This window comes from Amycolatopsis sp. NPDC004169 (assembly GCF_040610315.1).
Classification (GTDB): domain Bacteria; phylum Actinomycetota; class Actinomycetes; order Mycobacteriales; family Pseudonocardiaceae; genus Amycolatopsis.
On record NZ_JBEXMD010000055.1, the window covers coordinates 20,112 to 44,404 of the forward strand.

The window sequence follows — 24,293 nt, forward strand, 5'->3', positions numbered from 1 at the left end:
CGGGATGGTCGTTACCGGGACAGCGGCCGGGCCGCCGCCAGCGGTGCGACCGCGGCGCGGACCCCCTTCGCGGTGAAGAAGCCGTCCACGCTGACGGGCAGGCGAATCCGCCAGTTAGGGTACTGGTCGACCGTTCCGGGCAGATTCGGCTGCCGCACCTGGCCCGCCACGTCGGCCGGCGAGGTCAGCACCAGCCGTGACGCGGCCCTGGCGAGCAGGGTGTGCAGCGCGACGACCGGGTCGTCGTCCGCGATCCCTTCCCGCGCAACGAGTTCGAACAGCGCCGTGCGCTCCCCGGCGGCCGCTTCCTCCTCCGCGGCCACCCCGCGGTCGAGCAGCCCGAGCTCGGCCCGGACCCGGACGTGCTCGCCCTTCAGCCAGCCTTCGACGGTCGGCAGGTCGTGGGTGGAGATGCTGGCCATGGCGTCGGGGTCCCAGCTCTCCGGCGGCGTGAACGGCTGGCCGGGGGCGTCCCAGTCACGTTCGAACCACAGCACGGCCGAGGTCAGCATCCCCCGTTCGTGCAAGGTTTCGGTGACGATCTCCTCGACGGTGCCGAGGTCCTCCCCCACGACGACGGCGCCGGCCCGGTGCGCCTCGAGGGCGAGCACGCCGACCATCGCTTCGGCGTCGTAGTGGACGTACGTGCCGCGGTGCGCGGGCTCGCCCGGCGGGATCCACCACAGCCGCCACAGGCCGGCGATGTGGTCGACGCGGATGCCGTCGGCGAAGCGCAGGACGCCGCGGATGACGTCCCGCAGTGGCGCGTACCCGGCTTCGGCCAGCTTGTCCGGCCGCCACGGCGGCAGGTTCCAGTCCTGGCCCTGCTGGTTGAAGGCGTCCGGCGGCGCGCCCACCCGCACGTCGGCGGCGAAGACGTCCTTGAGCGCCCAGGTGTCCGCCCCGCCGGGGTGCACCCCGACCGGCAGGTCGTGCACGATCCCGACGGTCATCCCGGCCTCGCGGGCGGCCGTGCGCGCGGTTTCCAGCTGCACCCGGCACAGGTGCTGGAGCCACGAGTGGAAGGCGACGCGCTCCTGCAGTTCCGCACGCGCCTGCGCGGTGGCCGGCCCGGCGGGGTCGCGCAGGTCTTCCGGCCAGTCCCGCCAGTCGCCGCCGTGCCGCTCGGCGAGGGCGCAGTAGAGGGCGAAATCGGCCAGGTCACCGTCTTCGGGGACGGCTTCGACGCGGTGCGGCCACAGCAGCTCGAGGGCGGCGCGCTTGGCGGTCCAGACGGCGTCGTAGTCGACCAGCTCGCCTTCGCGGTCCGGGGCGAGCGACTCGACGGCCGCCCGGGTGGCGGCGTCGGCCTGCTCGAACGTCTCGGTGGCGGTGACGCGCAGGTAGACGGGGTTGGCGAACCGGCGGCTCGCGGGCGAGTACGGCGACCGCTCGACCGGGTGCGCGGGGCTGATGGCCTGGACGGGGTTCACCAGCAGCACGCCGGCGTCGAGCTCGGTGGCCGACCGGGCGGCGAAGGTGGCGAGGTCGGCGTAGTCGCCGATGCCCCAGGAGCCGGCCGAGTGCAGCGCGTAGAGCTGCAGCATCCACCCCCAGGCCGGCCGCACCCGCGGCAGCTTCGCGGGGACGACGGCGAGCACGACGTCCTGGTCGGCGGTGACGATCCGGTGCCACCCGAGCGGCAGGTCGGCGGGCAGCTCCCCGTCGGCGCGCCGCCGCGTCCCGTCTTCGAGGACGACCTCGGCGTCGACGCCGAGCGTGCGGCCGGTGCCCTCCCGCACCACGACGGTCGGCGGCAGCGCGGCCGGCGCTTCGCGCGCGGCGCTCAGTGCGGCGGCGATGGCCTGGTCGCTGGTCGCATCGACGCCGAACTGGCCGAGAACGGCGACCACGACGTCGTCGGCCACGTCGACCCAGACCCGGTCGGCGTTCTGGTACCGGGTGGCGACGCCGTAGTGGTCGGCGAGCTCGTGCAGGGCGGGGATCTGTTCGGGCACGGCACCAGCATTCCGGTGCCCGGCCGTTCCCGCCATCCGCGCGGCCGACATCACCCCGCGCTGCGGCGTCCTCCCCGCTCCTTCGTGCCGGCCAGCTCCTCCCACACCGGGCCGGCGAACAGCCAGATCACCGTCACCGTGCCCAGCCGCGGGAACCACCCCCACAGCGGCGCGACCCGCTCCGGCTCGCCGATCGCGAAGATCACCGCCAGCAGGGCCACCGCGGCGAGCCCGCAGGCCAGCAGGCACTTGCCCCACTCGCGCCACTCGTGGCGCAGCTTCTCCTTCCCCCGCGGCTTCGACGGCCGGGGCGCGCGGGCGAACCGGTGCGCGAACCAGCCGTCCGCCCACCGGACGAGGCCCGGCCCGAACACCACGCTGAAGCCGAGGTAGACCGCCGCGAGGCCGTGCGTGAACCCGGGCTCGCCACCGGCGGACAGGTCGAGCGCGGTCGCCACCAGCACCACGACGTCGATCAGCGGCACCATGGCCAGCAGCACCGCCGACGCGCGCCGCGCGCGCAGCACGTACCGCACCGCCAGCCCGGCCGCGATGACCACCCAGAACCCGAGCTCGCCCGCCGCGATGACGGCCGCCATCGGGTTCTCCGCGAAGAACTCCCCGATCTCTGCCACCCCGCCACACTCCCGCGCCGGTGCGCCCGGCCGCGTCGGCGATCGGGAGGACCGGGCGTCATCACTTCGTCGGACGCGGGCCCGGCGCGCGGTGTGCTGGGATGACCGGGTGCCCCTCCCCCGCCTGCGCTCGCTCCCGGTGTGGCAGCAGGACGGCCTGATCGCGCTGGCCACCTGGCTGATCGGGTTCCTCGTCTACGCGACCGGCGTCCACCGGCTCGTGACGGCGTACGACCACGCCCCGCTGGGGGTGCGGCTGCTGGAGCTGACCGCGCTGTGCGGGCTCGAGCTGCTCCGCCGCCGGGTGCCCCTCGCGCTGCTCCTCGCCACGGCGGTGCTCGCGGCGGACATCGCGCTCGGGCCGTCGCTGCCGGTGCTGATCGTCTACACCGACTTCCTGTACGCGGCGACGCTGTACGGCTCCCGCCGCACCAGCCGGGTGATGATCGGCCTCGCCGCGTTCTCGGTGGTGGGCGTGCTCGCCGCGGTGCTCGTCCTCGCGCGGGAGTGGCGGACGGCGGTGCCGGCGGCGGTCGGCGTCCTGCCGTTCGTCATCACGCCGGTGTGGTGGGCGGCCAACGTGCGCCAGCAGCGTGACGTCGCCGAGACCGAGCGGGCCAACGCCGGTCAGCTGGCGAAGATCGCGGAACTGGACCGGCGGGCGGCGGTGGCCGCCGAGCGCGGGCGGATGGCCCGCGACCTGCACGACGTGATCGCCGGGCACCTCTCGGCCATCGCGATCCAGTCGGAGGCGGCGCTGTCGCTGCCGGACCCGAAGCTGGCGAAGGCGGTGCTGGAGTCGGTGCGGGAGAACAGTGTCAGCGCCCTGGAGGAGATGCGCGCGATGATCGGGCTGCTCAAGGCCGAGGGCGCGGCCGCGGAGACGACCGCGCCCGCCCGGCTGGCGGACCTGGCCAAGCTGGTGGAGTCGGCGAGGGCCAGCGGCCTGGAGGTGCACGTCGAGTCCACTGTGGATTCCCGGCGGCCGCTGCCGGCGGCGGTCGACCTGACGGCGTACCGGATCGCGCAGGAGGCGCTGACCAACGCCGTGAAGCACGCACCGGGCGGGCGGGTGGACGTCGCCGTCCACCGCCTCGGCGACGTGCTGGCGGTGGAGGTCCGCAACGACGTCCGCCGCCCGCTCCCCGCGGCCGGCGACGGGACGGGCCTGCTGAACATGCGCGAACGCGCCGGCGCGGTGGGCGGCGAGCTCACCGCGGGCCCGGCCGGCGACGGCTGGCTCGTCCGCGCCGAACTCCCCCTCGCCCGATGACCATCCGCGTGCTGGTCGCCGACGACCACAGCGCCGTCCGGTTCGGCCTCACCACCATCCTCGGCAACGCCGAGGGCATCGAGGTCGCCGGTGAGGCCGCCGACGGCGCCACCGCCGTCCGGCAGGCGCGGGCGCTGCGGCCGGACGTCACCCTGATGGACGTCCGGATGCCGGGCACCGACGGCATCGCCGCCACCCGGGAACTGGTGGCCGCGGGGCTCACGCAGGTCCTCGTGCTGACCACGTTCGACCTCGACGAGTACGTGCACGGCGCGCTGCGGGCCGGAGCCGCCGGATTCCTGCTCAAATCGGTCGAAGCGCCCCGGCTGGTCGAAGCCGTGAAGCTCGTCGCGGCCGGCGACGGCGTGCTCGCCCCGCAGGTCACGCGCCGGCTCATCACCGCGTTCGCCGCGGCGGCGGCCCCGGCACCCCTGCCGCGCGGCGTCGCGGACCTGACCGACCGCGAGCGCGAGGTGCTCGGCTGCCTGGGCGAGGGGCTGTCCAACGCCCAGATCGGCGCCCGCCTGTACATCGGCGACGCGACGGTGAAGACGCACGTCTCGCGCGTGCTGGCCAAGCTCGGCCTGCGCTCGCGGGTGCAGGCCGCGATCCTCGCCCAGGAGACCGGCCTGAGCCCGGCCGATCTGCGGAAGGACCCGTGACCTTCTAACTTTCTCCTCATGGGTGAGCGGAGAACGTTGAACGTGGACGAGGTCCTGGACCGCCAGGAGTCCGGGGAACTCAAACGGCGGCTGCGCGGCCGTGACCTGGTCGGGTTCGGCGTCGGGATCATCATCGGCACCGGCATCTTCACCCTGGCGGGGGTCGAGGCGAAGACCCACGCCGGGCCGGCCGTGACCCTGTCGTTCGTGCTCGGCGCGGTCGTCGCCGGGCTCGCGGCGCTGTGCTACGCCGAGCTCGCCTCCAGCGTCCCGACGGCGGGAAGCGCTTACACCTACGCCTTCGCCACCCTCGGCGAGGTGTTCGCCTGGATCATCGGCTGGGACCTGCTGCTGGAGTTCGCGCTCGGCGCGGCGGTGGTTTCGCGCGGCTGGTCGGGCTACCTGGCCAACCTGCTCGGGCTGTCGCCGGAGTGGTTCGGCGAAGACGCGAAGGTCAACATCGGCGCGGTGCTGATCATCGCCGTGCTGACCGTGGTCGCCGTGCTGGGGATCAAGGAGTCGGCCTGGCTGACCAACCTGCTGGTGTGCGTGAAGGTCGCGGTCTGCGTGCTGGTGCTCGCGGTCGGCCTGTTCTTCGTCAAGGGCGCGAACCTGACGCCGTTCATCCCGCCGGCGCAGGCCCCGGCGGCGGGGACGACGGTGCTCGAGCAGCCGATCGTCCAGGCCGCGCTCGGCCTGGAGCAGTCGGTCTACGGCATCGCCGGCATGATCACCGCGGCCGCGGTGGTCTTCTTCGCCTACACCGGCTTCGAAGCGCTCGCGAACCTCGGCGAGGAGACGCTGAACCCGCGCAAGGACCTGCGCGTCGGCATCCTCGGCGCGCTGGGCGTGTGCGCGCTGCTCTACATCGGCGTCTCGATCGTGCTGACCGGCATGATCCCGTTCACCGACATCGACACCGGCGCGCCGCTGGCGGACGCGTTCGACCGGGTCGGCCAGCACTGGGTGGGCGCGCTGATCTCCCTCGGCGCGGTCACCGGGCTGACGTCGGTGATGATGGTCGAGCTGGTCACGATCGGCCGGATCGGCTTCGCGATGGGCCGCGACGGCCTGCTGCCCAAGGCGCTCGGCACCGCGCACCCGAAGTGGGGCACCCCGCACCGGATGACCATCGGCGGCGCCGCCCTGATCGCCGTGCTGGCGGCGTTCATCCCGATCTCCGAGCTGGCCGACATGGTGAGCATCGGCGCGCTGTCGGCGATGATCATCGTGGCGGTGGCGGTCCCGGTGCTGCGCCGCCGCCGTCCGGACCTCGACCGGCCGTTCCGGGTGCCGTTCTCGCCGGTGGTCCCGGTCGTCGCCGCGCTGGCGTGCCTGTACCTGATGCTGAACCTGAACGTGCTGACGTGGATCCGGTTCGCCGCGTGGCTGGTGATCGGCCTGGTGATCTACTTCGCCTACGGCCGCCGCCACTCCCGGTTCGCGGTCAGTCCCCAAAGGACGGAGTGAGCCCGGCGGCGCCGGCCGCCGCCCGCACCACGGCGGCCTGGCCGGCGTCGACCACCACCAGCACGCCGAGGCCGCGCAGCGCCGCCGTCACCCATTCGACCGGCTGGTCGTGGCGGCCTTCGTCGCCGAGCGACGGGTAAGTGTCCACAACGGACAGCAGGGTGCCCTCGGCGCCAATGCGGATGCCCGCCAAGAGCACCAAATGCCCGCCGGGCGGCCGCCAGCGGGAAGTCCACAGTGGTGGGACGCCGGTGTCGAGGTAGTCGAGCAGCGCGCGTTCCGGGGTGTCGTGCGCGCCCAGCTCGGCGCCGTCGACCCGGGCGAGCACGGCGACGCGCGGGACGTCCCACAGCCCGACGAGCAGGTCGAACAGCGCCGCGGTGGTCCACTCCCCCGTCACCGGCACCGCGGCGAGGGCACCCCGCGACAGCGACTCGACGGCCGCCGCGAGCCCGGAAACCCGGGTGCCCGCGGCCGCCGGATCGGCCACGACCGGCAGCGACCGGCGGAAATCGCGGCGTCCCGGCTCGCCCGGCGGGTGCACGGCGGGCCCCAGGATCGTGCCCGCGGCCGCCGCGACGGCGTCCTGGTCGGGTACGTCGAGCCCGGCCGCCCGCAGCGCGGCGAGCCCGCAGAACGCCGCGGCCAGGCCGTCCTTCTGGGGCAGTTCCGCCTGGGCGACCGCGGCCAGCCGGGCCCCGCCCGGCAGCCACCGCACCCCGGACAGGTCGAGCTGTCCGCCGTCGATCCCCGAAGTCATCGGTCCCCTCAGACCTTGTTCCGCCGCCGGCCGTCTCGACCAGCATAGGGTTCTCAGTAGCGCCAAAGGTGCGCGGCGACGATCTCGTCGGCGGTGCGGTCGGCCGCCCAGGCGGCGTCGGAGGCCCGGACGGCGCGAAAGGCGCCCAGCAGCTCGTCCCCGAGCACGCGCCCGATCCGCGGCGACGCCACGAGCGCGGCGTCCTGTTCGGCGGGGTTCGCCGGCAGCGGGCGCACCCCGCGCGCCTCGCGTTCGGCGTCGGTCCAGCCGCCTGGGTCCTCGCCGATCGGCGCGGGCAGCGCGGGAGCGTCCTCGATGCCGGCCATCCCGGCGGCGAGCACGGCGGCCAGCGCGAGGTACGGATTGGCCGAGGCGTCGGAGGTCTTGAGCTCGACGTTCGCGTGGCCGGCGCCCAGCAGGGCCGAGCCCGGGACGTACCGCAGAGGAGCTTCGCGGTTCTCGACGCCCCAGAAGGCGTACGCGCCCGCGAAGTAGCCGGGCCGCAGCCGCAGCGTCGAGGGGACGCTCGGGGCGGTGATCGCGGTCAGGGCGGGCAGATCGCGCAGCAGGCCGGCGAGGTAGCCGGCGCCGTCGCCTCCGGGCTGCCCGGTTTCGCCGGTTTCGAGAAGGTTCCGGCCCTGGCGGTGCACGGAGGTGTGCAGGTGCCAGCCGTTGCCGGCCGCGTCGAGGCTGATCACCGGGGCAAAGCTGACGGCAAGACCGTGCACCCGCGCGGCGGCGTGGATGGTCTGCCGGGCCAGGAGCTGATCATCGGCGGCGGACACCGGATCGGTGGCGGCGAGGGAGAGTTCGAGCTGGGCGACGCCGTACTCGGCGTGGAGCTGGCCGATCCGCAGGCCGTTGGCCGCGAAGTCGTGCAGGAGGGCCCCGACGAAGCCGTCAAGGGGCAGGAGGGCGTGCGGGCTGTAGGCGGGCCCGGGGTGGCCGGGGTTGGCGACGACGCCGGCACTGCCGACCGGGGCGACGGCGAACTCGAGTTCGTAGCCGGCCCGGAACTCGAGCCCTCTCCGGGCGGCTTCCGCGACCTGGGCTTCGAGGACGGTGCGTTGGCAGTAGGGCCACGGATCACCGTCGCGGGTGAGCTGCCGGACGGGCGCCCAGGCGAGCGAGGGCTGCCCGGCGAGCCGCCGAAGCCGCTCGACGACGGGGACGAGCCGGATGTCCCCGGAGGGGGTGGACAGGGGGTCGTGGGCGTAGGTGATGGCGTCGTGGGTGTCGAAGACGGCGAAGAGCGAGGTGGCCCCGACGCCCTTCGTGGCGGCCTCGGCCAGCCCGGCGACGGGGACGATGCGGGAGCGCGGGACGCCGTTGTTGTCCGCCCAGGCCAGGTGAACCCCACCCACCCCGGCGGCGGCGAAGTCCTTGGCTGCCGCCGATGCCGCTTTGGTCATGGCCACCCCTGCTTTCTGCTGCCCGGGGTAAGTATCGCGGGCTGGGGGCAGTGGGGCCATCGCGATCTGCTGCGGGTGGGAAGCCGGGTGCCTGTCTACCGCCGCCCTGCGGAAGCCGCCGCCCGCAGGACCCGCCCTCCCTGGGGGATCCGCCCCGTTCCAGCGTATCGGCGACCACCGACGAAACCCGCCCCAAACCGGCAGCCGAAGACCGGTTGTCCACACCCCGCGCAGCTTGTGGAAGCCCGAGGCTTCCCCAAGCGAAGAACACCGAACGAACCTCACCCAGGCGGCTCCCCCGCCCCATCCCGGCTCCGCAACCCCACCCCGGCCACCACGGCCAGCGTCCCGATCGCCTCCGGCAGCGACGGCACCTGCCCCAGCAGCAAGAACCCCATCACCCCCGCCGTCACCGGCAGCAACGCCAGCAGCGTGGCGAACCGCGCCTGTCCCACCCGGCGCAGCACCACCTGGTCCAGCGCGTACGGCACCACCGTCGACAGCACCCCCACCCCGACCCCCAGCAGCAGCAACCGTGGCGAAGACCACACCGGTCCCGTCCCCAGCGCCAGCGGGAACAGCACCACCGTCCCCGCGAAGAAGCCGATCGCCAGGCTGTCGATGCCGTCGCCGCCCACCGCCACCCTCTTGCCCAGCAGGATGTACCCCGCCCAGGCCAGCGCCGCCCCCAGGGCGAACACCACGCCCCAGAAGCTGCCCCCGAGCCGGACGTCCGCGATCGCCACCACCCCCGCCGCCACCAGGACCAGGGCGAACACGTCTCGCAGCGTGCGGGACCCGAGGGCCGCCACCACCACCGGGCCCGCGAACTCCACCGCCACCGCCGTGCCCAGCGGCAACCGGGCGATCGCCTCGTAGAACAGCACGTTCATCCCGGCCGTCACCACGCCGAACACGATCGCCAGCAGCAGGCGGCGGCCACGCCATGCCGGGCGGGGTGGGCGGCGCCAGGCCAGCAGGACCACCGCCGCGCCCAGGCAGCGGAGCCAGGCCACGCCCGCCGGGGTGGCGTGGCCGAAAAGGTCGACCGCCACCGCCGCTCCGGCGTACATGGAAATTCCGCTGAGAACGAACAAGAGCGGGGCGGGCACCCGCGAAAGCCGTCGGGAGGAAGTCGCCGTACTCACGACCCCATGGTGCCTGACCACGGAAAACGTCACTCTCCGGGTAAACGTCTCCTGAAATGCGGGACTTGACTACGGCATCCGGGGTAAATCGACGTGACTCAGGTCCCACCGGCGCGGGAACACTTGCGAGCCGCGAAACGTCTGGAACAGTGGAAGCACGAACACGCGGAGCCGGAGGCGATCGCCGCCACCGGCATCAGTGCCAAGTGGGCGTAGCTGGATCGATGGCACCGGGCGACCGGTGCCGGGACGGAGGGAGACCCCCATGACATCGCCGACGCTCACCCGCCCCGAACTGACCGCCGCCGACCGCTGTGACCGGTGCGGAGCAGCAGCTCAGGTACGCGCCATCCTCAGCACGGGTGGCGAACTGCTCTTCTGCGGGCACCACGCCCGCGAGCACGAGGCCAAGCTCAAGGAACTGTCCGCCGACATCCAGCGGTAACTCAGACGCAAAAGGCGGCCGGTGCGCACAGGCGCCGGCCGCCTTTCTGCATCTTGCAGAGTGCGTGTGCGATATCACGGTTCAGCTACCGACCACGGTGATTTCGGACACGAAACCGGACAGAAAATCAGACAGAATCCAGGACCACTTCGAACGCCACTTCGGCGGCGCCCACCAGCTTCCCGTCCGCTCCCAGTGCCGAGCTGACGATCCGCGTGCCCCCGACCGCCCGGCTCACCAGGCTGCGCCGGCGGACTTCGTTGCCGACGTGCCGCAGCACCGCCTCCGGCAGCACCGTCAGCAGGTCGCCGAGGATCACCAGCTGCGGGCCCAGCAGGTTGACGACGTTGATCAGCCCCAGCGTCAGCCACTCCGCGAACTCCGCGAGCCGCGACATCGCCGCCTCCGGATCGCGGCCCAGCTCGCGCAGCTCGAACAGGATCGCGCCGCGCGGGGTGTCCTCGGCCAGCCCGAGGGCCCGGCACAGCGCCGCCTCGCCGACCTCGGTCTCCCAGCAGCCGCTGCTGCCGCAGTAGCAGGGCCGCCCGTCCGGCCGGATGACCATGTGGCCGATCTCGCCGACGTACCCCGAGCCGCCGCGCAGGGCCGAGCCCTCCGCGATGACACCGCCGCCGACGCCCACGTCCGCCGAGATGTACACCACGTCGGACGCCCCGCGGGCCGCCCCGCGCAGGTGCTCGGCGACCGCGCCGAACTCGGCGTCGTTGCCGACCAGGATCGGGATCTGCAGCACCCCGCCGAGCCGGTCGCCGAGGGCGACGTCGGTCCAGCGCAGGTTCGGGGCCTCGTGCACGTGCCCGTCGGCCCGCCGGACCACGCCGGGCACCGACACCCCGGCCGCCACCGGGGTCACGCCGAGGTCGCCGGCCAGGATGGCCGTCGACTCGATGACGTGGGTGATGACCTCGGCGGGCTGCCCCATCCGGCCGCGCAGGTTCCAGCTGTTGCGGCCCAGGATCTGCCCGCCGAGCCCGACCAGGGCGATCGCGACGTGCTCGACCTGGAGGTCGACCGCGAGCACGACCGCCGCGTGCGGCTGGGGCAGGACCAGGAGCGAGGGGCGGCCCGCCCCTCGTCCCGGCCTCGGCACCTTCTCCTCGACGACACCGGCTTCGGCGAGCCCGTCGACGAGGGTCTTGATCGTGCTCCGGTTGAGCCCCAGCTCCGCGGCCAGGGTCGCCCGGGTGCTCGGCCCGCCGACGTGCAGCAGGCGGAGCAGGGTCGTGCGGTTGTGCCGGCGCACCTCGTCCGGTCGAGCAACGGGCGTGCTGGTCACGGGCTTTATCATCCCATGCTGGTTCAGCGCGTCGACGCAGCCGCGCGGCGCCGGGACAGCGCGTCGACCGTGGCGGCGAGGAGCAGGACCAGACCGGTGATGATGTTGACCACCGCGGCCGGCTGCTTGAGCAGGCCGAGGCCGTTGATGACGACGGCGATCACGAGACCGCCGACCACCGCGTCGGACACCCGGCCCTTGCCGCCGAAGAGCGACGTGCCGCCGATGACGGCCGAACCGACCGCGAACAGCAGCGTGTTCAGGCCACCGGACTGCGGGCTGACCGAGCCGACCTTCGACGCGGCGACGATGCCGCCGATGGCCGCGATCGCCGAGCCGATGACGAACACGCTCGCCCGGATCTTCGGCACGTCGATACCGGCCCGGCGGGCGGCTTCCTTGTTGCCGCCGACCGCGTAGACGTACCGGCCGTACTTGGTCCGGTTGAGCACGTAGGTCCCGGCCACCAGCAGCACGAGCATGATCGGGATGACGTACGGGACGCCCTCGATCGTGACGACCGCCTTGTTCGGCGAGCGGTTGATCGTCAGCAGCCAGGTGCCCAGCGCCGACAGCACGACGAGCGCGCCGACCTTGATCATCACCAGCGCGGTCGGCTGGACGACCAGGCCGCGCTTGAGCCGCTTGAAGTGGCTGGTCAGCGCGATCACGGCGAACCCGCCGGCCGCGACGAGGAAGAAGATCCAGCTGCCGAGGATGTTCAGGTTGCCGTTGGCGATCTTGTACAGGACGTCCGAGTTGCTGATGCCGATCGTGCCGCCCTCACCGATGAACTGCAGCAGGACGCCCTGCCACACGATGAACAGCGCCAGCGTCACGACGAAGGACGGCATGCCGATCTTCGACACGAGGAAGCCGGTGATGCAGCCGATGGCGGTGCCGACGCAGATGGCCAGCAGGATCTCCACCCACGGGTTGGCCGGGACGCCGACCGCGACGATGAGCAGGCCGACCAGTGAGAGCGCGGAGCCGGCCCAGATCCGCTGGTAGGCCGACAGCAGCAGGGCCACGGCCAGCACCCCGATGAACGTGACGAACACGCCGGTGCCCAGGGAGCCCAGCAGGTTCCCCGCGTTCACGTAGTGCAGGGCCATCACGGACGCGGCGACACCGGAGGCCACACCGGCGGCGAGGTCGATCTCGCCGAGCAGCAGGACGAAGACGATGCCCATCGCGATGATGATGACGCCGGCGCCCTGCGGGAACACGTTGGCGATGTTGGCCAGCGTGAAGAAGTTGTCCGACAGCGCGCTGAACAGGATGACCAGCACGAGCAGGCCGAACAGCGACGGCAGCGCGCCGAGCTCGCCGGCGCGCAGGCGGGCGAAGTAGTCGCGGACGGCTTCGCCCGTTGACATCGATGTCGTGTCGATGCCGAAGTCGGAGATCGCCCCGGTGGGGGCCTGGGTCTGCGCGAGCGCGTCGGCGGGGCTGCCGACCTCGTGCTTGGCAGGGGTTTCAGTCATTTCCGGTTCTTTCTTCCCGCTCACAGGACCACGGCTTCGGGCCGGGCCAGGCCGAGGTCACCGGAGCGACCGGCGGTGATCAGTTCCACGACCTGGCCGTGGGTGACGTCCTTCGTGTGCACCTCGGCGACGAGCCGGCCGAGGTAGAGCACGGCGATGCGGTCGGCGACCTCGAACACGTCGGCCATGTTGTGGCTGATGAGCACGACCCCCAGGCCCTGCTCGGCCAGCCGGCGGACCAGGTCCAGCACCTGCCGGGTCTGCGCGACACCGAGGGCGGCGGTCGGCTCGTCGAGCACGACGACCTTGCTGTTCCACAGCACCGACTTCGCGATGGCGACGGTCTGCCGCTGGCCACCGGACAGCGAGGAGACCGGCGTGCGGACCGACTTGACGGTCCGGACCGACAGGGAGGCCAGCGTTTCGCGGGCGGCCTTCTCCATGCTGGCTTCGTCGAGCTTCCAGGAACTGCCGCGCTCGCGGCCGAGGAACATGTTCTGGACGATGTCGAGGTTGTCGGCGAGTGCGAGGTCCTGGTAGACGACCTCGATGCCGAGCTCGGCCGCGTCCTTCGGGCCGCGGATGTGGGCGTCCTGCCCGTTGAACCGCACGGCCCCCGAGTCGTACGGGTGGATGCCGGCGATGCACTTGACGAGTGTCGACTTGCCGGCACCGTTGTCGCCGACCAGCGCGGTCACTTCGCCCGCACGCACGTCGAAGTCCACGTCGTGGAGGACGTGGACCGGCCCGAAGCTCTTGTTCAGGCCCTTGATCTCGAGAATGGGCTCACTCATGGATGGGCTTTCTCCTGGTGGGGACCGGGCCGGGACGCGCCGTCGGGGTGCGCGTCCCGGCCCGGCTGTTCATGGGGTGGTGCGGGGGCTCAGGAGATGCCGAGCGAGCTGCACTTGGCGGCGAGGTCGCCACCGCAGATCTCGGTCGCCTTCACGTAGCCCTGGGTCACGACGGTCTTGACGTCCTTCGCCAGGATCGTCGTCGGGGTCAGCAGCACGGACTTGATGTCGCGGTTGTTCTTCGGGTCGTGCAGCTTGCCCGTCGCGATGGCGTCGGCGGCGGCCTTGTCACCCTTGGCCAGCGCGGCAGCCAGCTTCGCGGTCGCCTCGGCCTCTTCCTTGATCGGCTTGAAGACGGTCATGTACTGGTCGCCGCGCATGACGGCCTTCAGGCCGTCGGCGGTGGCGTCCTGGCCGGTGACCGGGACCTTGCCGTTCAGGCCGTTCTTCTTGAGAACGGTGATGATCGCGCCGGCCAGGCCGTCGTTCGCCGCGACGACGCCGTCGACCTTGCCACCGTTGTTGGTGAAGATCTGCTCGAACGTCGTGCCGCCGAGCTGGTTGTCCCAGTCGTTGATCGGCTGCTTCTGGATCCGCTTCAGGGTGCCCGCCGAGAACAGCGGCTCGAGGACGGAGTCCTGGCCCTTGGTGAACAGCGTGGCGTTGTTGTCGGTCGGGGCGCCCTCGATCTGGACGACACCGGCACCCGGCTTGTCCTTGAGCGCGTCGGCCATGGCCTGGCCCTGCAGCTGGCCGACCTTCTCGTTGTCGAACGAGACGTAGTACTCGGCGGACCCGCCGAGGCTCGGCCGGTCGTAGTCGATGACCGGGATGCCCGCGGTCTTGGCCTTGGCCTCGACGGCGGCACCGACGGCCGGGTCGGCCGGGGCGATGATCAGGGCCTTGACGCCGGAGCTGATGAAGCCGTCGGCCAGCGACGCGAACTTCTGGGCGTCACCCTGGGCGTTCTGGACGTCGGCCTCGAAGCCCTGCGCCGCGAGGGCGGCCTGGAGCATCGGCTTGTCGAAGGCTTCCCAGCGGGCCGAGCTGGCGGTCTCCGGCAGGATGACGCCGACCTTGCCGCCCGCGCCGCCGCCGGCGGCCGGGGCGGAGGAGGAAGCGGAGTTGCTCCCCGTGCCCCCGCTGTTCGAACTGTTGGTACCGCAGGCGGTGAGCACCAGGCCGGCGCTCACCGTGGCGGCGAGGAGGGTAAGGGTTCTGCTGCGCATCCTCGTTCCTTCCGGATCCAAGCATTGGTGACGAGCGGCCGTCAGCGTGTGCTTCGGGCCAGCGAGGCGGCGATCCGGGGAGGCCCGGCGCACCGTCGCGCATATGTTGTGGGCGACAACATATGCCGCTGAGCGGCTGCGGGGAAGATAGCTGGATCGATTAAATGACACCAATTGGACACGGTTCGGCAACACGGGCTGAACCTCGCCCGGAAAGAGTAGATCCGCTGACGATGTGATCGCCAGCACTCACGGTAAGTTACATCGATGTTTCATCGGACCGTGACACTGCTCCGGTCGTGTGCACCGAGCGCTACCCCGTGGTGAATCCACGACTTGACCCCGGGATCGGGCGCCGACTTGCGGACTTCGGGGCCGGAACGGCCCGATCGGCCCGAAAGCCGGGGACGGACGGGCAGCCCGGCGGTGACATGGTGGTACGCAGCGTCACAAGCCCGCCGGTGCGGTGATCCGGCCGCCGCGGAGACGGACCGTGATCACCGGAACTTCAGCCTCCCGGGCGACAGCGCGGGCCCGCTGCGGCCCGCAGGCCCCTACCAGGAGCGCAGGGTGACGATCCGCTCCTCGAGCTGTTCGACGGTCGCCATCGCCGTCACCGGGCCGCCGCAGACCCGCCGCAGCTCGTTGTGGATCGCGCCGTGCGGCTTCTTCGTGCGGTGGTGGTACATCCCGACCAGCGCGTTCAGCTCTTTCCGCAACGCGCCGAGCCGCTCGCTCACCGACTGCGGCCGGGCCGCGGGCGGCGGGGCCTCCTCCTTGGCCGGCTTGCGGCGCTTCTCGTCCGCGATCTGCTCCTCCTGCCGCTTCCGCAGCAGCGCGCGGACCTGGTCCGGCTCCAGGAGGCCCGGCAGGCCGAGGTACTCCTGCTCCTCGTCCGAGCCCGAGAACACCGCCGTGCCGAACGAGTTGCCGTCGTAGATGACCTGGTCGAGCTCGGCCGAGGCGCCCAGGGACGTGAACGCCTTCTCCTCCTCGCCCGGCTCGTCCTCGGTGCGGTTGGCCTGGGCCAGGAGCTCGTCCTCCCAGCCCTCCTTCTCGCGGTGCGGCTTGCCCAGCACGTGGTCGCGCTGGGCCTCCAGCTCACTGGCCAGCTCCAGCAGCACCGGCACCGACGGCAGGAACACGCTCGCCGTCTCGCCCTTCTTGCGCGCTCGCACGTACCGGCCGATCGCCTGGGCGAAGAACAGCGGGGTCGACGCGCTCGTGGCGTACACGCCCACGGCCAGGCGCGGGACGTCGACGCCTTCGGAGACCATCCGGACCGCCACGATCCAGCGCTCGTTCGTCTCGGAGAACTCCTTGATCCGGCCGGAGGCCTTCGGGTCGTCCGAGAGCACCAGCGTCGGGGTCTCGCCCGAGAGGCGTTCGAGGATCTTCGCGTACGCCCGCGCCGACTCCTGGTCGGTCGCGATCACCAGGCCGCCCGCGTCCGGCACGCTCTGGCGGACCTGCGACAACCGGGTGTCCGCCGCCTGCAGCACCGCCGGGATCCACTCGCCCGCCGGGTCGAGTGCCGTGCGCCACGCCCGGGCGTTCTGCTCCGCCGTCAGCGGCTCGCCGAGCCGGGCGGTGAACTCCTCGCCCGCGCTCGTGCGCCAGGACGCCTCGCCCGAGTACGCCAGGAAGACGACCGGCCGGACCACGCCGTCGGCCAGCGCGTCCGCGTAGCCGTACGCGTGGTCGGCCTTGCTGCGCTGGAAGCCGCCCGCGTCCGGCTCGTACGTCACGAACGGGATGGCCGAGTCGTCCGAGCGGAACGGCGTCCCGGTCAGCGACAGGCGCCGCACCGCCGGGGTGAACGCCTCGCGGATCGCGTCGCCCCAGCTCTTCGCGTCGCCGCCGTGGTGGATCTCGTCGAGGATCACCAGTGTCTTGCGGTTCTCGGTGCGCACCCGGTGCAGCGTCGGGTGCGCCGCGACCTGCGCGTACGTCAGCGCGACGCCGTTGTAGTCCGACGAAGTGACGCCGGTGCCGTTGCGGAAGTTCGAGTCGATGGCGATGCCGGCCGCCGCGGCCGAGGCCGCCCACTGGTGCTTGAGGTGCTCGGTCGGGGTGACGATGGTGATCGCCTCGACCGTGCGGTCGCTCAGCAGCTCCGCGGCGATCCGGAGGCCGAACACCGTCTTGCCGGCGCCGGGTGTCGCCACCGCGAGGAAGTCCTTCGGCTTCTGCGTCAGGTACTTGGTGAGCGCCCGCCGCTGCCACGCCCGCAGCGGGCGCGCGGTCGAGTCCTTCTCCGCGGGAGGCGCCCCGAGCTGCGTCTCCGTCATCGCCGGTCCTCCCCCTCGCTCAACTGCCTCAAGTGCTGTGACGTGCGAAAACCCTCACTGTGGTACCGGCTTCTGCTGCGTTGCGCGGCCGGCGACTGCGGTGAGGGCACTGGACCGAGTCTACCGGCCGGGTCCGGCGGTTCCGGGCACCGGCACGGGTGATGTCGCCCGACACGCCCGGCCGCAGGGGGTGTGACGAGCCAAATCAGCACGGATGGACCATGCTGGACACGTCATGGGTGAGGTGCAGCCGTCCGCAGCGACGAAGGTGGCCCGCAAGGGGCCGTGGCGGCTCGTCACGCGCACGTTCGCCAAGGCGTGGGAAGGCAACATCTTCTCCGAGGCCGCGGAGGCGGCCTTCTGGCAGACGCTGTCGCTGCCCCCGCTGCTGCTGGGACTGCTCGGCTCGCTCGGCTTCGTCGGCGAGTGGTTCGGCCAGGGGGTCGTCGGCGCGGTGCACGACCGGATCATCGGCTTCTGCCGGACCGTCTTCAGCACCAACGCCGTCCAGGACATCATCGAACCGACCGTGAACAGCATCCTCACCGTCGGCAAGGGCGAGATCGTCTCGGTCGGCTTCCTCATCTCGCTGTGGGCCGGTTCGTCGGCGATGTCGTCGTTCGTGGACGCGATCACCGTCGCGCACGACCAGTACGGCGTCCGCAACGACGTCTGGCAGCGGATCTTCGCGCTCCTGCTCTACCTGTGCGGCCTGGTCATCCTGGTGGTCGGGCTGCCGCTGCTGGCGATCGGCCCCGACCTGCTGCCGGAGTTCTTCCCGCTGGCCTGGCGCCCGACCGTGACGTCGTGGGTGAGCGCGCTCTACTTCCCCGCACTGGGCGCGATGATCACCCTCGCGCTGACCACGCTGTACAAGCTCGCGCTGCCGCGGAAGCTGCCGTGGCACCGCGGGCTGCCCGGCGCGGTGCTCGCCATGGTCGTGTTCCTGCTGTCCTCGGTCGGCCTGCGCGTCTACCTGAACTGGATCACCAAGACCGGCTACACCTACGGCGCGCTGGCCGCGCCGATCGCGTTCCTGCTGCTGATGTTCTTCATCGGGCTGGCCGTGGTCGGCGGCGCCTACTTCAACAGCGCGATCCAGGAGCTGTGGCCGGCGAAGGCGACCCGGCGGCAGCGGCGCAAGTGGCGGCGGCTGGAGATGGAACGCGCCTCCGAGCGGCTGCGCTCGGAGGAGGGCCGCAAGCTGTGGGAGCGCTCGACCACGCCGCTGCGGCGCCCGGCCGAAGGCGAGGCCGCGGCCAACGGCGCCGCGCCCGAGCCGTCCGAAGAGGACCCGTCGCCGGAGGACACGCCGTCACCGAGCGCGCCGGAGCCGGCACCCAGCGCAGCTCAGGGTCGCGGGTCCTCCCCGCGGGGGACCCGGAATCCACCCCCAGACTGAGTCGCTCCTCAGGTCGGACATGGGACAGTTCCCCCGTCACTGACGCAGGCGTCGGTCGCCGCGTCGTTCCCGAGGGGGTTTTCCACGTCATGTCCGTGCTGGCCAGACTGAGCCTGCGCAACCGGAGCCTGATCGGCCTGCTCGCGCTGGTGGTCGTCGGATTCGGCGCCTTCGCGCTGCCGCAGCTCAAACAACAGCTTTTCCCGTCCCTGCAGTTCCCGCAGGCCCAGATCGTCACCGCGTACCCCGGCGCGTCGCCGGACGCGGTCGACCGGCAGGTCTCCGAGCCGCTCGAAGGCGGCCTCCAGGGACTGAAGGGCCTCGAGCAGATCACGTCGACGTCGTCGGACGGCGTCTCGCGGGTCGTCGCGCAGTTCGAGTTCGGCACGGACATCGATGCCGCCGTCTCGCAGATCCAGCAGGTGGTCAACCAGGTCCGGCCGCGGCTGCCGCAGAACAGCGAGCCCGCCGTGTCCGCGGGCAGCACCGACGACCTGCCGGTGGTGCTGGTCGCCGCGGGCACCACCGGGGACCCGCAGTCGCTCGCGCCCGCGCTGACCGACCAGGTCGCGCCGGAGCTGCGGAAGATCGAGGGCGTCCGCACGGTGACCGTCACCGGCGTGCAGACCCCGCGCGTCACGATCACGCTCGACTACGCCAAGCTCGCGGCCGCGGGTGTCGACCCGGCCTCGATCGCCACCACGCTGCAGACGGCGGGGGCCGCGGTGCCCGCCGGGACGCTCACCCAGGACGGCAAGACGCTGTCGGTGCAGGTCGGCGGCGGACAGACCACTGTGGACAGTCTGCGCAACCTCTACCTGACGCCGACCGCGCGGGCCGGCGCCCCGGCGCGGGGTCCGGTGAAGCTGGGTGACGTCGCCGACGTCCAAGCCGGGTTCGCGCCGCCGACGTCGATCACGCGCACCAACGGCAAGCCCAGCCTCGGCCTGTCGATCACCATGGTGGAGAACGGGAACGCGGTCGCGATCTCCCAGGCGGTGCGGGACAAGCTGCCGGACCTGGCGAAGAAGGCCGGCGCCGACATGAACGTCGTGTTCGACCAGGGCACGCCGGTGAAGGACGCGATCCACGGCCTGACCGTCGAAGGCCTGCTGGGCTTGGCGTTCGCCGTCGTCGTCATCCTGCTGTTCCTGCTGTCGGTGCGCTCGACGCTGGTGACCGCGGTGTCGATCCCGCTGTCGGTGGTCGTCGCGCTGCTGGCGCTGTGGACCGGGGACCTCTCGCTCAACCTGCTCACCCTCGGCGCGCTGACCATCGCGATCGGCCGGGTGGTCGACGACTCGATCGTGGTGCTGGAGAACATCAAACGGCACCTGGCCTACGGCGAGGAGAAGGACCGCGCGGTGCTCGACGGCGTCCGCGAGGTGGCCGGCGCGGTCACTTCGTCCACGTTGACGACCGTCGCGGTGTTCCTGCCGATCGCGTTCGTCGGCGGGTTCGTCGGCGAGCTGTTCTCGCCGTTCGCGATCACCGTGACGGTGGCGCTGCTGGCGTCGCTGCTCGTGTCGCTGACCGTGGTCCCGGTGCTGGCGTACTGGTTCCTGAAGCGGCCCGAGGTCCCGGCGGACGCCGTCGAGGCCGAGCGGGCGCGCGAGGCGGCCGTCGAGAAGGAGCGTCGCAGCGTCCTGCAGCGCGCCTACCTGCCGGTGATCCGGTTCGCGACCAAGCGGCGGCTGACCGTCGTCCTGCTGGCCCTGCTGATCTTCGCCGGCACGGTCGGGCTCGCGACGCGGCTGAACACGAACTTCCTCGACCAGTCCGGCGGCACCACGCTGAACATGACGCAAAAGCTGCCCGCCGGCACCAGCGTCGAGGCGAAGGAGCAGGCGGCCACGGCCGTCGAGCAGGCTCTGGCGGCCGAGCCCGCGGTGCAGACCTACCAGGTCAGCATCGGCGGCGGCGGGACGTTCGGCTTCGGCGGCGGGACCAACACGAGCATCTCCGTCACCGTCGCCAAGGACACCGACCTGAACGCGCTGTCGGACCGGCTGCGGTCGAAGCTGACGTCCCGGCCGGAGCTGGGCGAGATCAAGATCGGCGCGGACGCGTCCGGGTTCAACTCCGACCAGGTCTCGGTCACGGTGACCGCGCCGTCGGAGGCCGCGCTGAAGCCGGCGTCCGACCAGGTGGTGCAGGCGCTGCGCGGGGTGTCCGGGCTGACCGAGGTGTCGAGCGACCTGAGCGTCGGCTCGCCGCGGGTGCAGGTCGAGGTGGACGACGCCGCGGCCGCCGCGCGCGGGCTGTCGGCGAGCACCATCGGGCAGATCGCCAACCAGGCGATCGCCGGCCGCACGGTGACACAGCTGCCGGTCGGCGGCCAGCGCACGGACATCGTGCTGCGCGCCGGCACGGCCCCGGTGACGGTCGACCAGGTTCGCGGGCTGCCGATCCCGGGCCCGGCAGGCGTCGTCCGGCTGGACGAGGTCGCGAAGGTGTCCACTGTGGACGGCCCGGCGTCGGTGCGGCGCACCGGTGGCGACCTGAGCACCACGGTGACCGCGAAGAACACCGGTGACGACCTGAGCAAGACGACCGCGGACATCAAGTCCGAACTGGACGGACTGACGTTCACCGGCGGTGCGGCCTACTCGCTCGGCGGGGTCAGCCAGGACCAGCAGGAGGCGTTCTCGAACCTGTTCCTGGCGCTGCTGGCGGCCATCGCGATCGTGTTCCTGATCATGGTGGCGACGTTCCGGAGCCTGATCCAGCCGCTGATCCTGCTCGTGTCGATCCCGTTCGCGGCCACCGGCGCGATCGGGCTGCTGCTGGCCACCGGCACCGCGCTCGGCCTGCCGGCGCTGATCGGGATGCTGATGCTGGTCGGCATCGTGGTGACCAACGCGATCGTGCTGATCGACCTGATCAACCAGTACCGCGCGGAGGGGATGAGCGTCACCGACGCCGTCACCGAAGGCGGACGGCGCCGGCTGCGCCCGATCCTGATGACCGCGGCGGCGACCATCTTCGCGCTGGTCCCGATGGCACTGGGCATCACCGGCCAGGGCGGGTTCATCGGCCAGCCGCTGGCGATCGTGGTGATCGGCGGCCTGGTCAGCTCCACCCTGCTGACCCTGGTCCTGGTCCCGACCCTCTACACGATGGTCGAGACCCGCAAGGAACGCCGCAAGGCCCGCCGCGCCGCCCGCCGCACCCCCGCCCAGGCCCCCGAATCGGAGTCCCTGAACCCCGAACTCGCGTGACCTGAGCCGGATGTCGCGTGATTGGGGCCGTAACTCGCGAGTTACGGCCCCAATCACGTGAGTCACGGCTCGGGTCACGCGAGCTACGGGTTACTGCTTGAAGCGGTAGGTCTTGCTGTCCCAGAGGATGCAGATGCTGGGGGCCATGACCACCACGCGGAGGGTGTTGTCGCGCTCGTCGAAGTCGATGCCTTCGACCTCGAACGAGCCCGAGCAGCCGCTGCGGAGCGGGAGCTGGCCGAGCGAGGTGACGTGGGCGGTGACGTCGGAGCCGTTCAGCGCCGCAGCCAGGTCGACCTGGAGCAGGGGCTTGGTCGTGCCGAAGAGGCTGCCGTCGGGGTCGTCGGACGCGCAGAGCAGGCGGGTCGCGGTCTGGAAGTCGCAGCCCTGGACGTCGCGGACCGGGTGGTCGAGGCGGATGGCCGCCGCGTAGGGCAGGTTCTGCGCCGGGTCCTTGGCCACCACGCCGGGCATCGGGTGCACCAGGAGCCGGTCCATGGTGCCCCACTCCCCCGCCACCAGCCAGCGCGCGTCGGGCGACACCGCGGCGAAGGAGTTGTTGTTCGCCTCCCACGACTCGAGGTTGTGCTTGTAGTTGGCCCACGAGCCGTCCGGGGCCTGGACGCGGAACAGCTTCGCGCCGCGGTCGTCACGCTGGTAGGGCTCGACGTACCAGCCCTGGGCCGAGCCCGGGTCGCCGACGTGGTTCCAGCCCTGGGCGTTCAGGTCGGCCGGGATCGTGCCGATCCCGGTGTAGCGGATGGTCGTGCCCGACGGGCGGACGATCGTCGCGAGGCCCTGGCTCTCGTCGAGGGCCCGGGCGTTGTCGGAGCCGACCTCCGTCCAGCCGGTGACGGCCTGCGCGAGCGCGGGCGACACGACGGCCAGCAGGGCGACGAGGGTGAGCACGATCCCGGTTCTGCGCATGTGCGACTCCGGTGGGTGAGGGAACCTGGCCCGCTGGATTTACCAGGACCCCCGCACCGGGCACACCCGCCGAATGAAGGTTATTCACGTTTGTTCGACGATCTGTCCGATTCCGGACAGCGGAAAACCCCGGCGGGTACACCCGCCGGGGACCTCACGACCGGCTCAGTTGCCCGGGCGCAGGCTGTCGTAGATCTCCTTGCAGGCCGGGCAGACCGGCGACCCGGGCTTCGGCGACTTCGTCACCGGGAAGACCTCGCCGCACAGCGCCACCACGTGAGTGCCCATGACCGCGCTCTCGGCGATCTTGTTCTTCTTCACGTAGTGGAACATCTTCGGCGAGTCGTCGTCGGTGGTGTCCGTGCCCTCGGGCGTGGTTTCCGGCTTCGTCAGCGTCTCGGTGCTCACCCGTCCATTGTGCCCGAGTCCCGCCGAACCTTCCGCGATCGGCCCCTCCGCCTGGCAGGATCCCGGGCATGTTCCAGAAGGTGCTCGCGACGTTCGGCTCCGGCGGCGCGCGGATCGACGCCCGCCTGCTCGACGCCACCACCGCCCCCGGCCGCACGCTGCACGGCGAGGTGCTGCTGCTCGGCGGCGAGGTCGACCAGGAGATCAAGGGCCTCGCGGTGACCCTGCTGGCCCGCGTCCAGGTCCCCGGCGACCAGACCGAAGACCTCCCCTTCGGCACCCGGCAGCTGGTCGGCCGCGAGGTCATCCGGGCCGGGCAGCAGGTCCGGGTGCCGTTCGAGGTGCCGCTGCCCTGGGAGACGCCGGTGACCAGCGTCTACGCCAAGCCGCTTCCCGGCATGGCGGTCGGTGTCCGGGCCGAGCTCGACCTGGCCGCGGTCAGCGACCCGTTCGACGCCGACGCCGTCGCCGTCGAACCGCTGCCGGCGCAGAAGCGGATCCTCGACGCGCTGAGCCGGCTCGGCTTCACCTTCCGCGAGGCGATCCTCGAGCAGGGCCGGGTCGACGGCGCCCGCCAGCAGCTGCCGTTCTTCCAGGAGATCCGCTTCACGCCGTCGCCGCGCTTCGCGAGCGTGTTCACCCAGCTCGCGGTCACCTTCCTGACCTCGGCCGAAGGCACCGACGTGGTGCTGGACGTGACGAAGCGGGTCCGGGTGAGCAAGACCGGCGGGTTCGGCGGCCGCGGCCAGAACTTCCTCGGGATGTTCACCGTGAAGCCGGACGTCGGCTGGGAGAAGCAGCTCGAAGGCTGGCTCGACCTCCTCGCGCGGCCGCGCGGGATCTTCGACTGATGGAGTGGCCGGACGCGGTCGCCGCGCTCGGCGGCCGCTCCGACGCCTGGCCGCAGCTGCAGGCCCGGTACGCCGAGCCCCACCGCCGTTACCACACGCTCACCCACGCGGCCGCCGTCGCGCGCGACTCCGCCTGGCTGGCCGCGGACCTCGGGGAGACCGACCGGGCGATCGTCGCCGTGGCCGCGTGGACGCACGACGTCGTCTACGACGCGAAGCCCGGCGAAGACGAACGGGCCAGCGCCGCCTGGGCCCGCGAAGCCCTGGCCGGGGTGGCCGAAGCGCACGTCGAGCGCGTCGAAGGCCTGATCCTCGCCACGATCGGCCACGACGCCCCGGCCGACGACCGGCTGGCCACCGCCCTCCTCGACGCCGACCTCGCCATCCTCGGGGCGCCCGAAGAGCAGTACGCGGCGTACGCCCGCGGAGTGCGCGAGGAGTACGCGAAGTACCCCGACGACGTCTGGCGCGAGGGCCGCATCGAGGTCCTCGAGCGCATGCTCGCGCGCGAGCTCTACCGCAGCGGAACCGCGCGGACACGCTGGGCGAGCGCCGCCGCGAAGAACCTGGCCGCCGAGCTGACCCACTGGCGCGGCGAGCGGACCGATCACCGATGATGGTCC

The 24,293-nt window shown here is 72.0% G+C and carries 20 protein-coding genes; 8 read left to right on the top strand and 12 right to left on the bottom strand.

The features are described from left to right. Positions 1–11: 11 nt before the first annotated feature. Together malQ and ABZX11_RS42935 are read right to left on the bottom strand one after the other, a co-directional pair. Positions 12–1,958: a 4-alpha-glucanotransferase gene (gene malQ, locus ABZX11_RS42930; RefSeq protein WP_354924312.1), complete on the bottom strand. Its 1,947-nt coding sequence runs from the start codon at positions 1,956–1,958 to the stop codon at positions 12–14. 50 nt (positions 1,959–2,008) lie between these two features. After that, positions 2,009–2,593, bottom strand: coding sequence for a hypothetical protein (locus ABZX11_RS42935; RefSeq protein ID WP_354924314.1), 585 nt, complete (start codon positions 2,591–2,593; stop codon positions 2,009–2,011). Between the two features lie 109 nt (positions 2,594–2,702). Between ABZX11_RS42935 and ABZX11_RS42940 the strand changes: the two genes are divergently transcribed. Genes ABZX11_RS42940 through ABZX11_RS42950 form a run of 3 tightly spaced genes read left to right on the top strand, consistent with a single transcriptional unit; the run spans position 2,703 to position 5,998 of the window. Beyond that, on the top strand, positions 2,703–3,866 hold the full coding sequence (locus tag ABZX11_RS42940; RefSeq protein ID WP_354924316.1) for a histidine kinase: 1,164 nt from the start codon (positions 2,703–2,705) through the stop codon (positions 3,864–3,866). After that, positions 3,863–4,528: a response regulator transcription factor gene (locus ABZX11_RS42945; protein WP_354924318.1), complete on the top strand. Its 666-nt coding sequence runs from the start codon at positions 3,863–3,865 to the stop codon at positions 4,526–4,528. Before ABZX11_RS42940 ends, ABZX11_RS42945 begins: the two co-directional genes overlap by 4 nt. An 18-nt stretch (positions 4,529–4,546) precedes the next feature. Further along, positions 4,547–5,998: an amino acid permease gene (locus ABZX11_RS42950; protein WP_354924320.1), complete on the top strand. Its 1,452-nt coding sequence runs from the start codon at positions 4,547–4,549 to the stop codon at positions 5,996–5,998. Here the strand turns inward: ABZX11_RS42950 and ABZX11_RS42955 are convergent. From ABZX11_RS42955 to ABZX11_RS42965, 3 genes are all read right to left on the bottom strand, one after another. Further along, the gene (locus ABZX11_RS42955; RefSeq protein ID WP_354924322.1) at positions 5,976–6,758 is read right to left on the bottom strand and encodes a hypothetical protein; all 783 of its coding nucleotides are present in this window, start codon (positions 6,756–6,758) and stop codon (positions 5,976–5,978) included. The genes ABZX11_RS42950 and ABZX11_RS42955 overlap by 23 nt on opposite strands. Positions 6,759–6,811: 53 nt before the next feature. Then, entirely contained in the window at positions 6,812–8,170 is a 1,359-nt protein-coding gene (locus ABZX11_RS42960) for a glutamine synthetase (RefSeq protein ID WP_354924324.1), read from the bottom strand. Between the two features lie 281 nt (positions 8,171–8,451). Continuing rightward, the gene (locus ABZX11_RS42965; RefSeq protein ID WP_354924348.1) at positions 8,452–9,282 is read right to left on the bottom strand and encodes an EamA family transporter; all 831 of its coding nucleotides are present in this window, start codon (positions 9,280–9,282) and stop codon (positions 8,452–8,454) included. A 301-nt stretch (positions 9,283–9,583) separates the two neighbouring features. Between ABZX11_RS42965 and ABZX11_RS42970 the strand changes: the two genes are divergently transcribed. Next, positions 9,584–9,763, top strand: a complete 180-nt coding sequence (locus tag ABZX11_RS42970; RefSeq protein ID WP_004561029.1) for a hypothetical protein — start codon at positions 9,584–9,586, stop codon at positions 9,761–9,763. Positions 9,764–9,890: 127 nt separating this feature from the next. Here ABZX11_RS42970 and ABZX11_RS42975 read toward each other — a convergent pair whose 3' ends face one another. The 5 genes from ABZX11_RS42975 to ABZX11_RS42995 all read right to left on the bottom strand — a co-directional run bounded on the left by ABZX11_RS42975 (position 9,891) and on the right by ABZX11_RS42995 (position 16,861). Further along, the gene (locus tag ABZX11_RS42975) at positions 9,891–11,072 is read right to left on the bottom strand and encodes an ROK family transcriptional regulator (RefSeq protein WP_176176083.1); all 1,182 of its coding nucleotides are present in this window, start codon (positions 11,070–11,072) and stop codon (positions 9,891–9,893) included. Positions 11,073–11,083: 11 nt separating this feature from the next. Then, positions 11,084–12,547 carry an ABC transporter permease gene (locus ABZX11_RS42980; protein ID WP_354924326.1) on the bottom strand — a complete coding sequence of 488 codons (1,464 nt, stop codon included), beginning with the start codon at positions 12,545–12,547 and terminating at the stop codon, positions 11,084–11,086. Positions 12,548–12,567: 20 nt separating this feature from the next. Continuing rightward, positions 12,568–13,341: an ATP-binding cassette domain-containing protein gene (locus ABZX11_RS42985; protein ID WP_004561026.1), complete on the bottom strand. Its 774-nt coding sequence runs from the start codon at positions 13,339–13,341 to the stop codon at positions 12,568–12,570. Positions 13,342–13,430: 89 nt separating this feature from the next. Continuing rightward, positions 13,431–14,570, bottom strand: coding sequence for a substrate-binding domain-containing protein (locus ABZX11_RS42990; RefSeq protein WP_176176081.1), 1,140 nt, complete (start codon positions 14,568–14,570; stop codon positions 13,431–13,433). Between the two features lie 554 nt (positions 14,571–15,124). Then, positions 15,125–16,861, bottom strand: a complete 1,737-nt coding sequence (locus ABZX11_RS42995) for a DEAD/DEAH box helicase (RefSeq protein ID WP_176176080.1) — start codon at positions 16,859–16,861, stop codon at positions 15,125–15,127. A 235-nt stretch (positions 16,862–17,096) separates the two neighbouring features. On the opposite strand from ABZX11_RS42995, the gene ABZX11_RS43000 reads away from it, so the two are divergent. Next, on the top strand, positions 17,097–18,263 hold the full coding sequence (locus tag ABZX11_RS43000; protein ID WP_176176079.1) for a YihY/virulence factor BrkB family protein: 1,167 nt from the start codon (positions 17,097–17,099) through the stop codon (positions 18,261–18,263). An 89-nt stretch (positions 18,264–18,352) separates the two neighbouring features. Next, positions 18,353–21,484 carry an efflux RND transporter permease subunit gene (locus ABZX11_RS43005; RefSeq protein ID WP_354924329.1) on the top strand — a complete coding sequence of 1,044 codons (3,132 nt, stop codon included), beginning with the start codon at positions 18,353–18,355 and terminating at the stop codon, positions 21,482–21,484. 90 nt (positions 21,485–21,574) lie between these two features. Here the strand turns inward: ABZX11_RS43005 and ABZX11_RS43010 are convergent, their stop codons facing one another. Together ABZX11_RS43010 and ABZX11_RS43015 are read right to left on the bottom strand one after the other, a co-directional pair. Then, on the bottom strand, positions 21,575–22,411 hold the full coding sequence (locus ABZX11_RS43010) for a hypothetical protein (protein ID WP_354924331.1): 837 nt from the start codon (positions 22,409–22,411) through the stop codon (positions 21,575–21,577). A gap of 165 nt (positions 22,412–22,576) precedes the next feature. After that, positions 22,577–22,819 carry a DUF3039 domain-containing protein gene (locus ABZX11_RS43015; RefSeq protein ID WP_176176076.1) on the bottom strand — a complete coding sequence of 81 codons (243 nt, stop codon included), beginning with the start codon at positions 22,817–22,819 and terminating at the stop codon, positions 22,577–22,579. Between the two features lie 68 nt (positions 22,820–22,887). Between ABZX11_RS43015 and ABZX11_RS43020 the strand changes: the two genes are divergently transcribed. Both ABZX11_RS43020 and ABZX11_RS43025 read left to right on the top strand, forming a co-directional pair. Beyond that, positions 22,888–23,670 carry a sporulation protein gene (locus ABZX11_RS43020; protein ID WP_354924333.1) on the top strand — a complete coding sequence of 261 codons (783 nt, stop codon included), beginning with the start codon at positions 22,888–22,890 and terminating at the stop codon, positions 23,668–23,670. Beyond that, positions 23,670–24,287: an HD domain-containing protein gene (locus ABZX11_RS43025; protein WP_354924335.1), complete on the top strand. Its 618-nt coding sequence runs from the start codon at positions 23,670–23,672 to the stop codon at positions 24,285–24,287. Before ABZX11_RS43020 ends, ABZX11_RS43025 begins: the two co-directional genes overlap by 1 nt. Positions 24,288–24,293 lie beyond the last annotated feature (6 nt).

Coding starts and splice junctions, on each gene's coding strand:
- ABZX11_RS42945 (WP_354924318.1), top strand. CDS start 3,863: ATGACCATCCGCGTGCTGGTCGCCGACGACCACAGCGCCGTCCGGTTC.
- ABZX11_RS42950 (WP_354924320.1), top strand. CDS start 4,547: ATGGGTGAGCGGAGAACGTTGAACGTGGACGAGGTCCTGGACCGCCAG.
- ABZX11_RS42955 (WP_354924322.1), bottom strand. CDS start 6,758: ATGACTTCGGGGATCGACGGCGGACAGCTCGACCTGTCCGGGGTGCGG.
- ABZX11_RS42960 (WP_354924324.1), bottom strand. CDS start 8,170: ATGACCAAAGCGGCATCGGCGGCAGCCAAGGACTTCGCCGCCGCCGGG.
- ABZX11_RS42970 (WP_004561029.1), top strand. CDS start 9,584: ATGACATCGCCGACGCTCACCCGCCCCGAACTGACCGCCGCCGACCGC.
- ABZX11_RS42975 (WP_176176083.1), bottom strand. CDS start 11,072: ATGATAAAGCCCGTGACCAGCACGCCCGTTGCTCGACCGGACGAGGTG.
- ABZX11_RS42980 (WP_354924326.1), bottom strand. CDS start 12,547: ATGACTGAAACCCCTGCCAAGCACGAGGTCGGCAGCCCCGCCGACGCG.
- ABZX11_RS42985 (WP_004561026.1), bottom strand. CDS start 13,341: ATGAGTGAGCCCATTCTCGAGATCAAGGGCCTGAACAAGAGCTTCGGG.
- ABZX11_RS42990 (WP_176176081.1), bottom strand. CDS start 14,570: ATGCGCAGCAGAACCCTTACCCTCCTCGCCGCCACGGTGAGCGCCGGC.
- ABZX11_RS42995 (WP_176176080.1), bottom strand. CDS start 16,861: ATGACGGAGACGCAGCTCGGGGCGCCTCCCGCGGAGAAGGACTCGACC.
- ABZX11_RS43000 (WP_176176079.1), top strand. CDS start 17,097: ATGGGTGAGGTGCAGCCGTCCGCAGCGACGAAGGTGGCCCGCAAGGGG.
- ABZX11_RS43005 (WP_354924329.1), top strand. CDS start 18,353: ATGTCCGTGCTGGCCAGACTGAGCCTGCGCAACCGGAGCCTGATCGGC.
- ABZX11_RS43010 (WP_354924331.1), bottom strand. CDS start 22,411: ATGCGCAGAACCGGGATCGTGCTCACCCTCGTCGCCCTGCTGGCCGTC.
- ABZX11_RS43020 (WP_354924333.1), top strand. CDS start 22,888: ATGTTCCAGAAGGTGCTCGCGACGTTCGGCTCCGGCGGCGCGCGGATC.
- ABZX11_RS43025 (WP_354924335.1), top strand. CDS start 23,670: ATGGAGTGGCCGGACGCGGTCGCCGCGCTCGGCGGCCGCTCCGACGCC.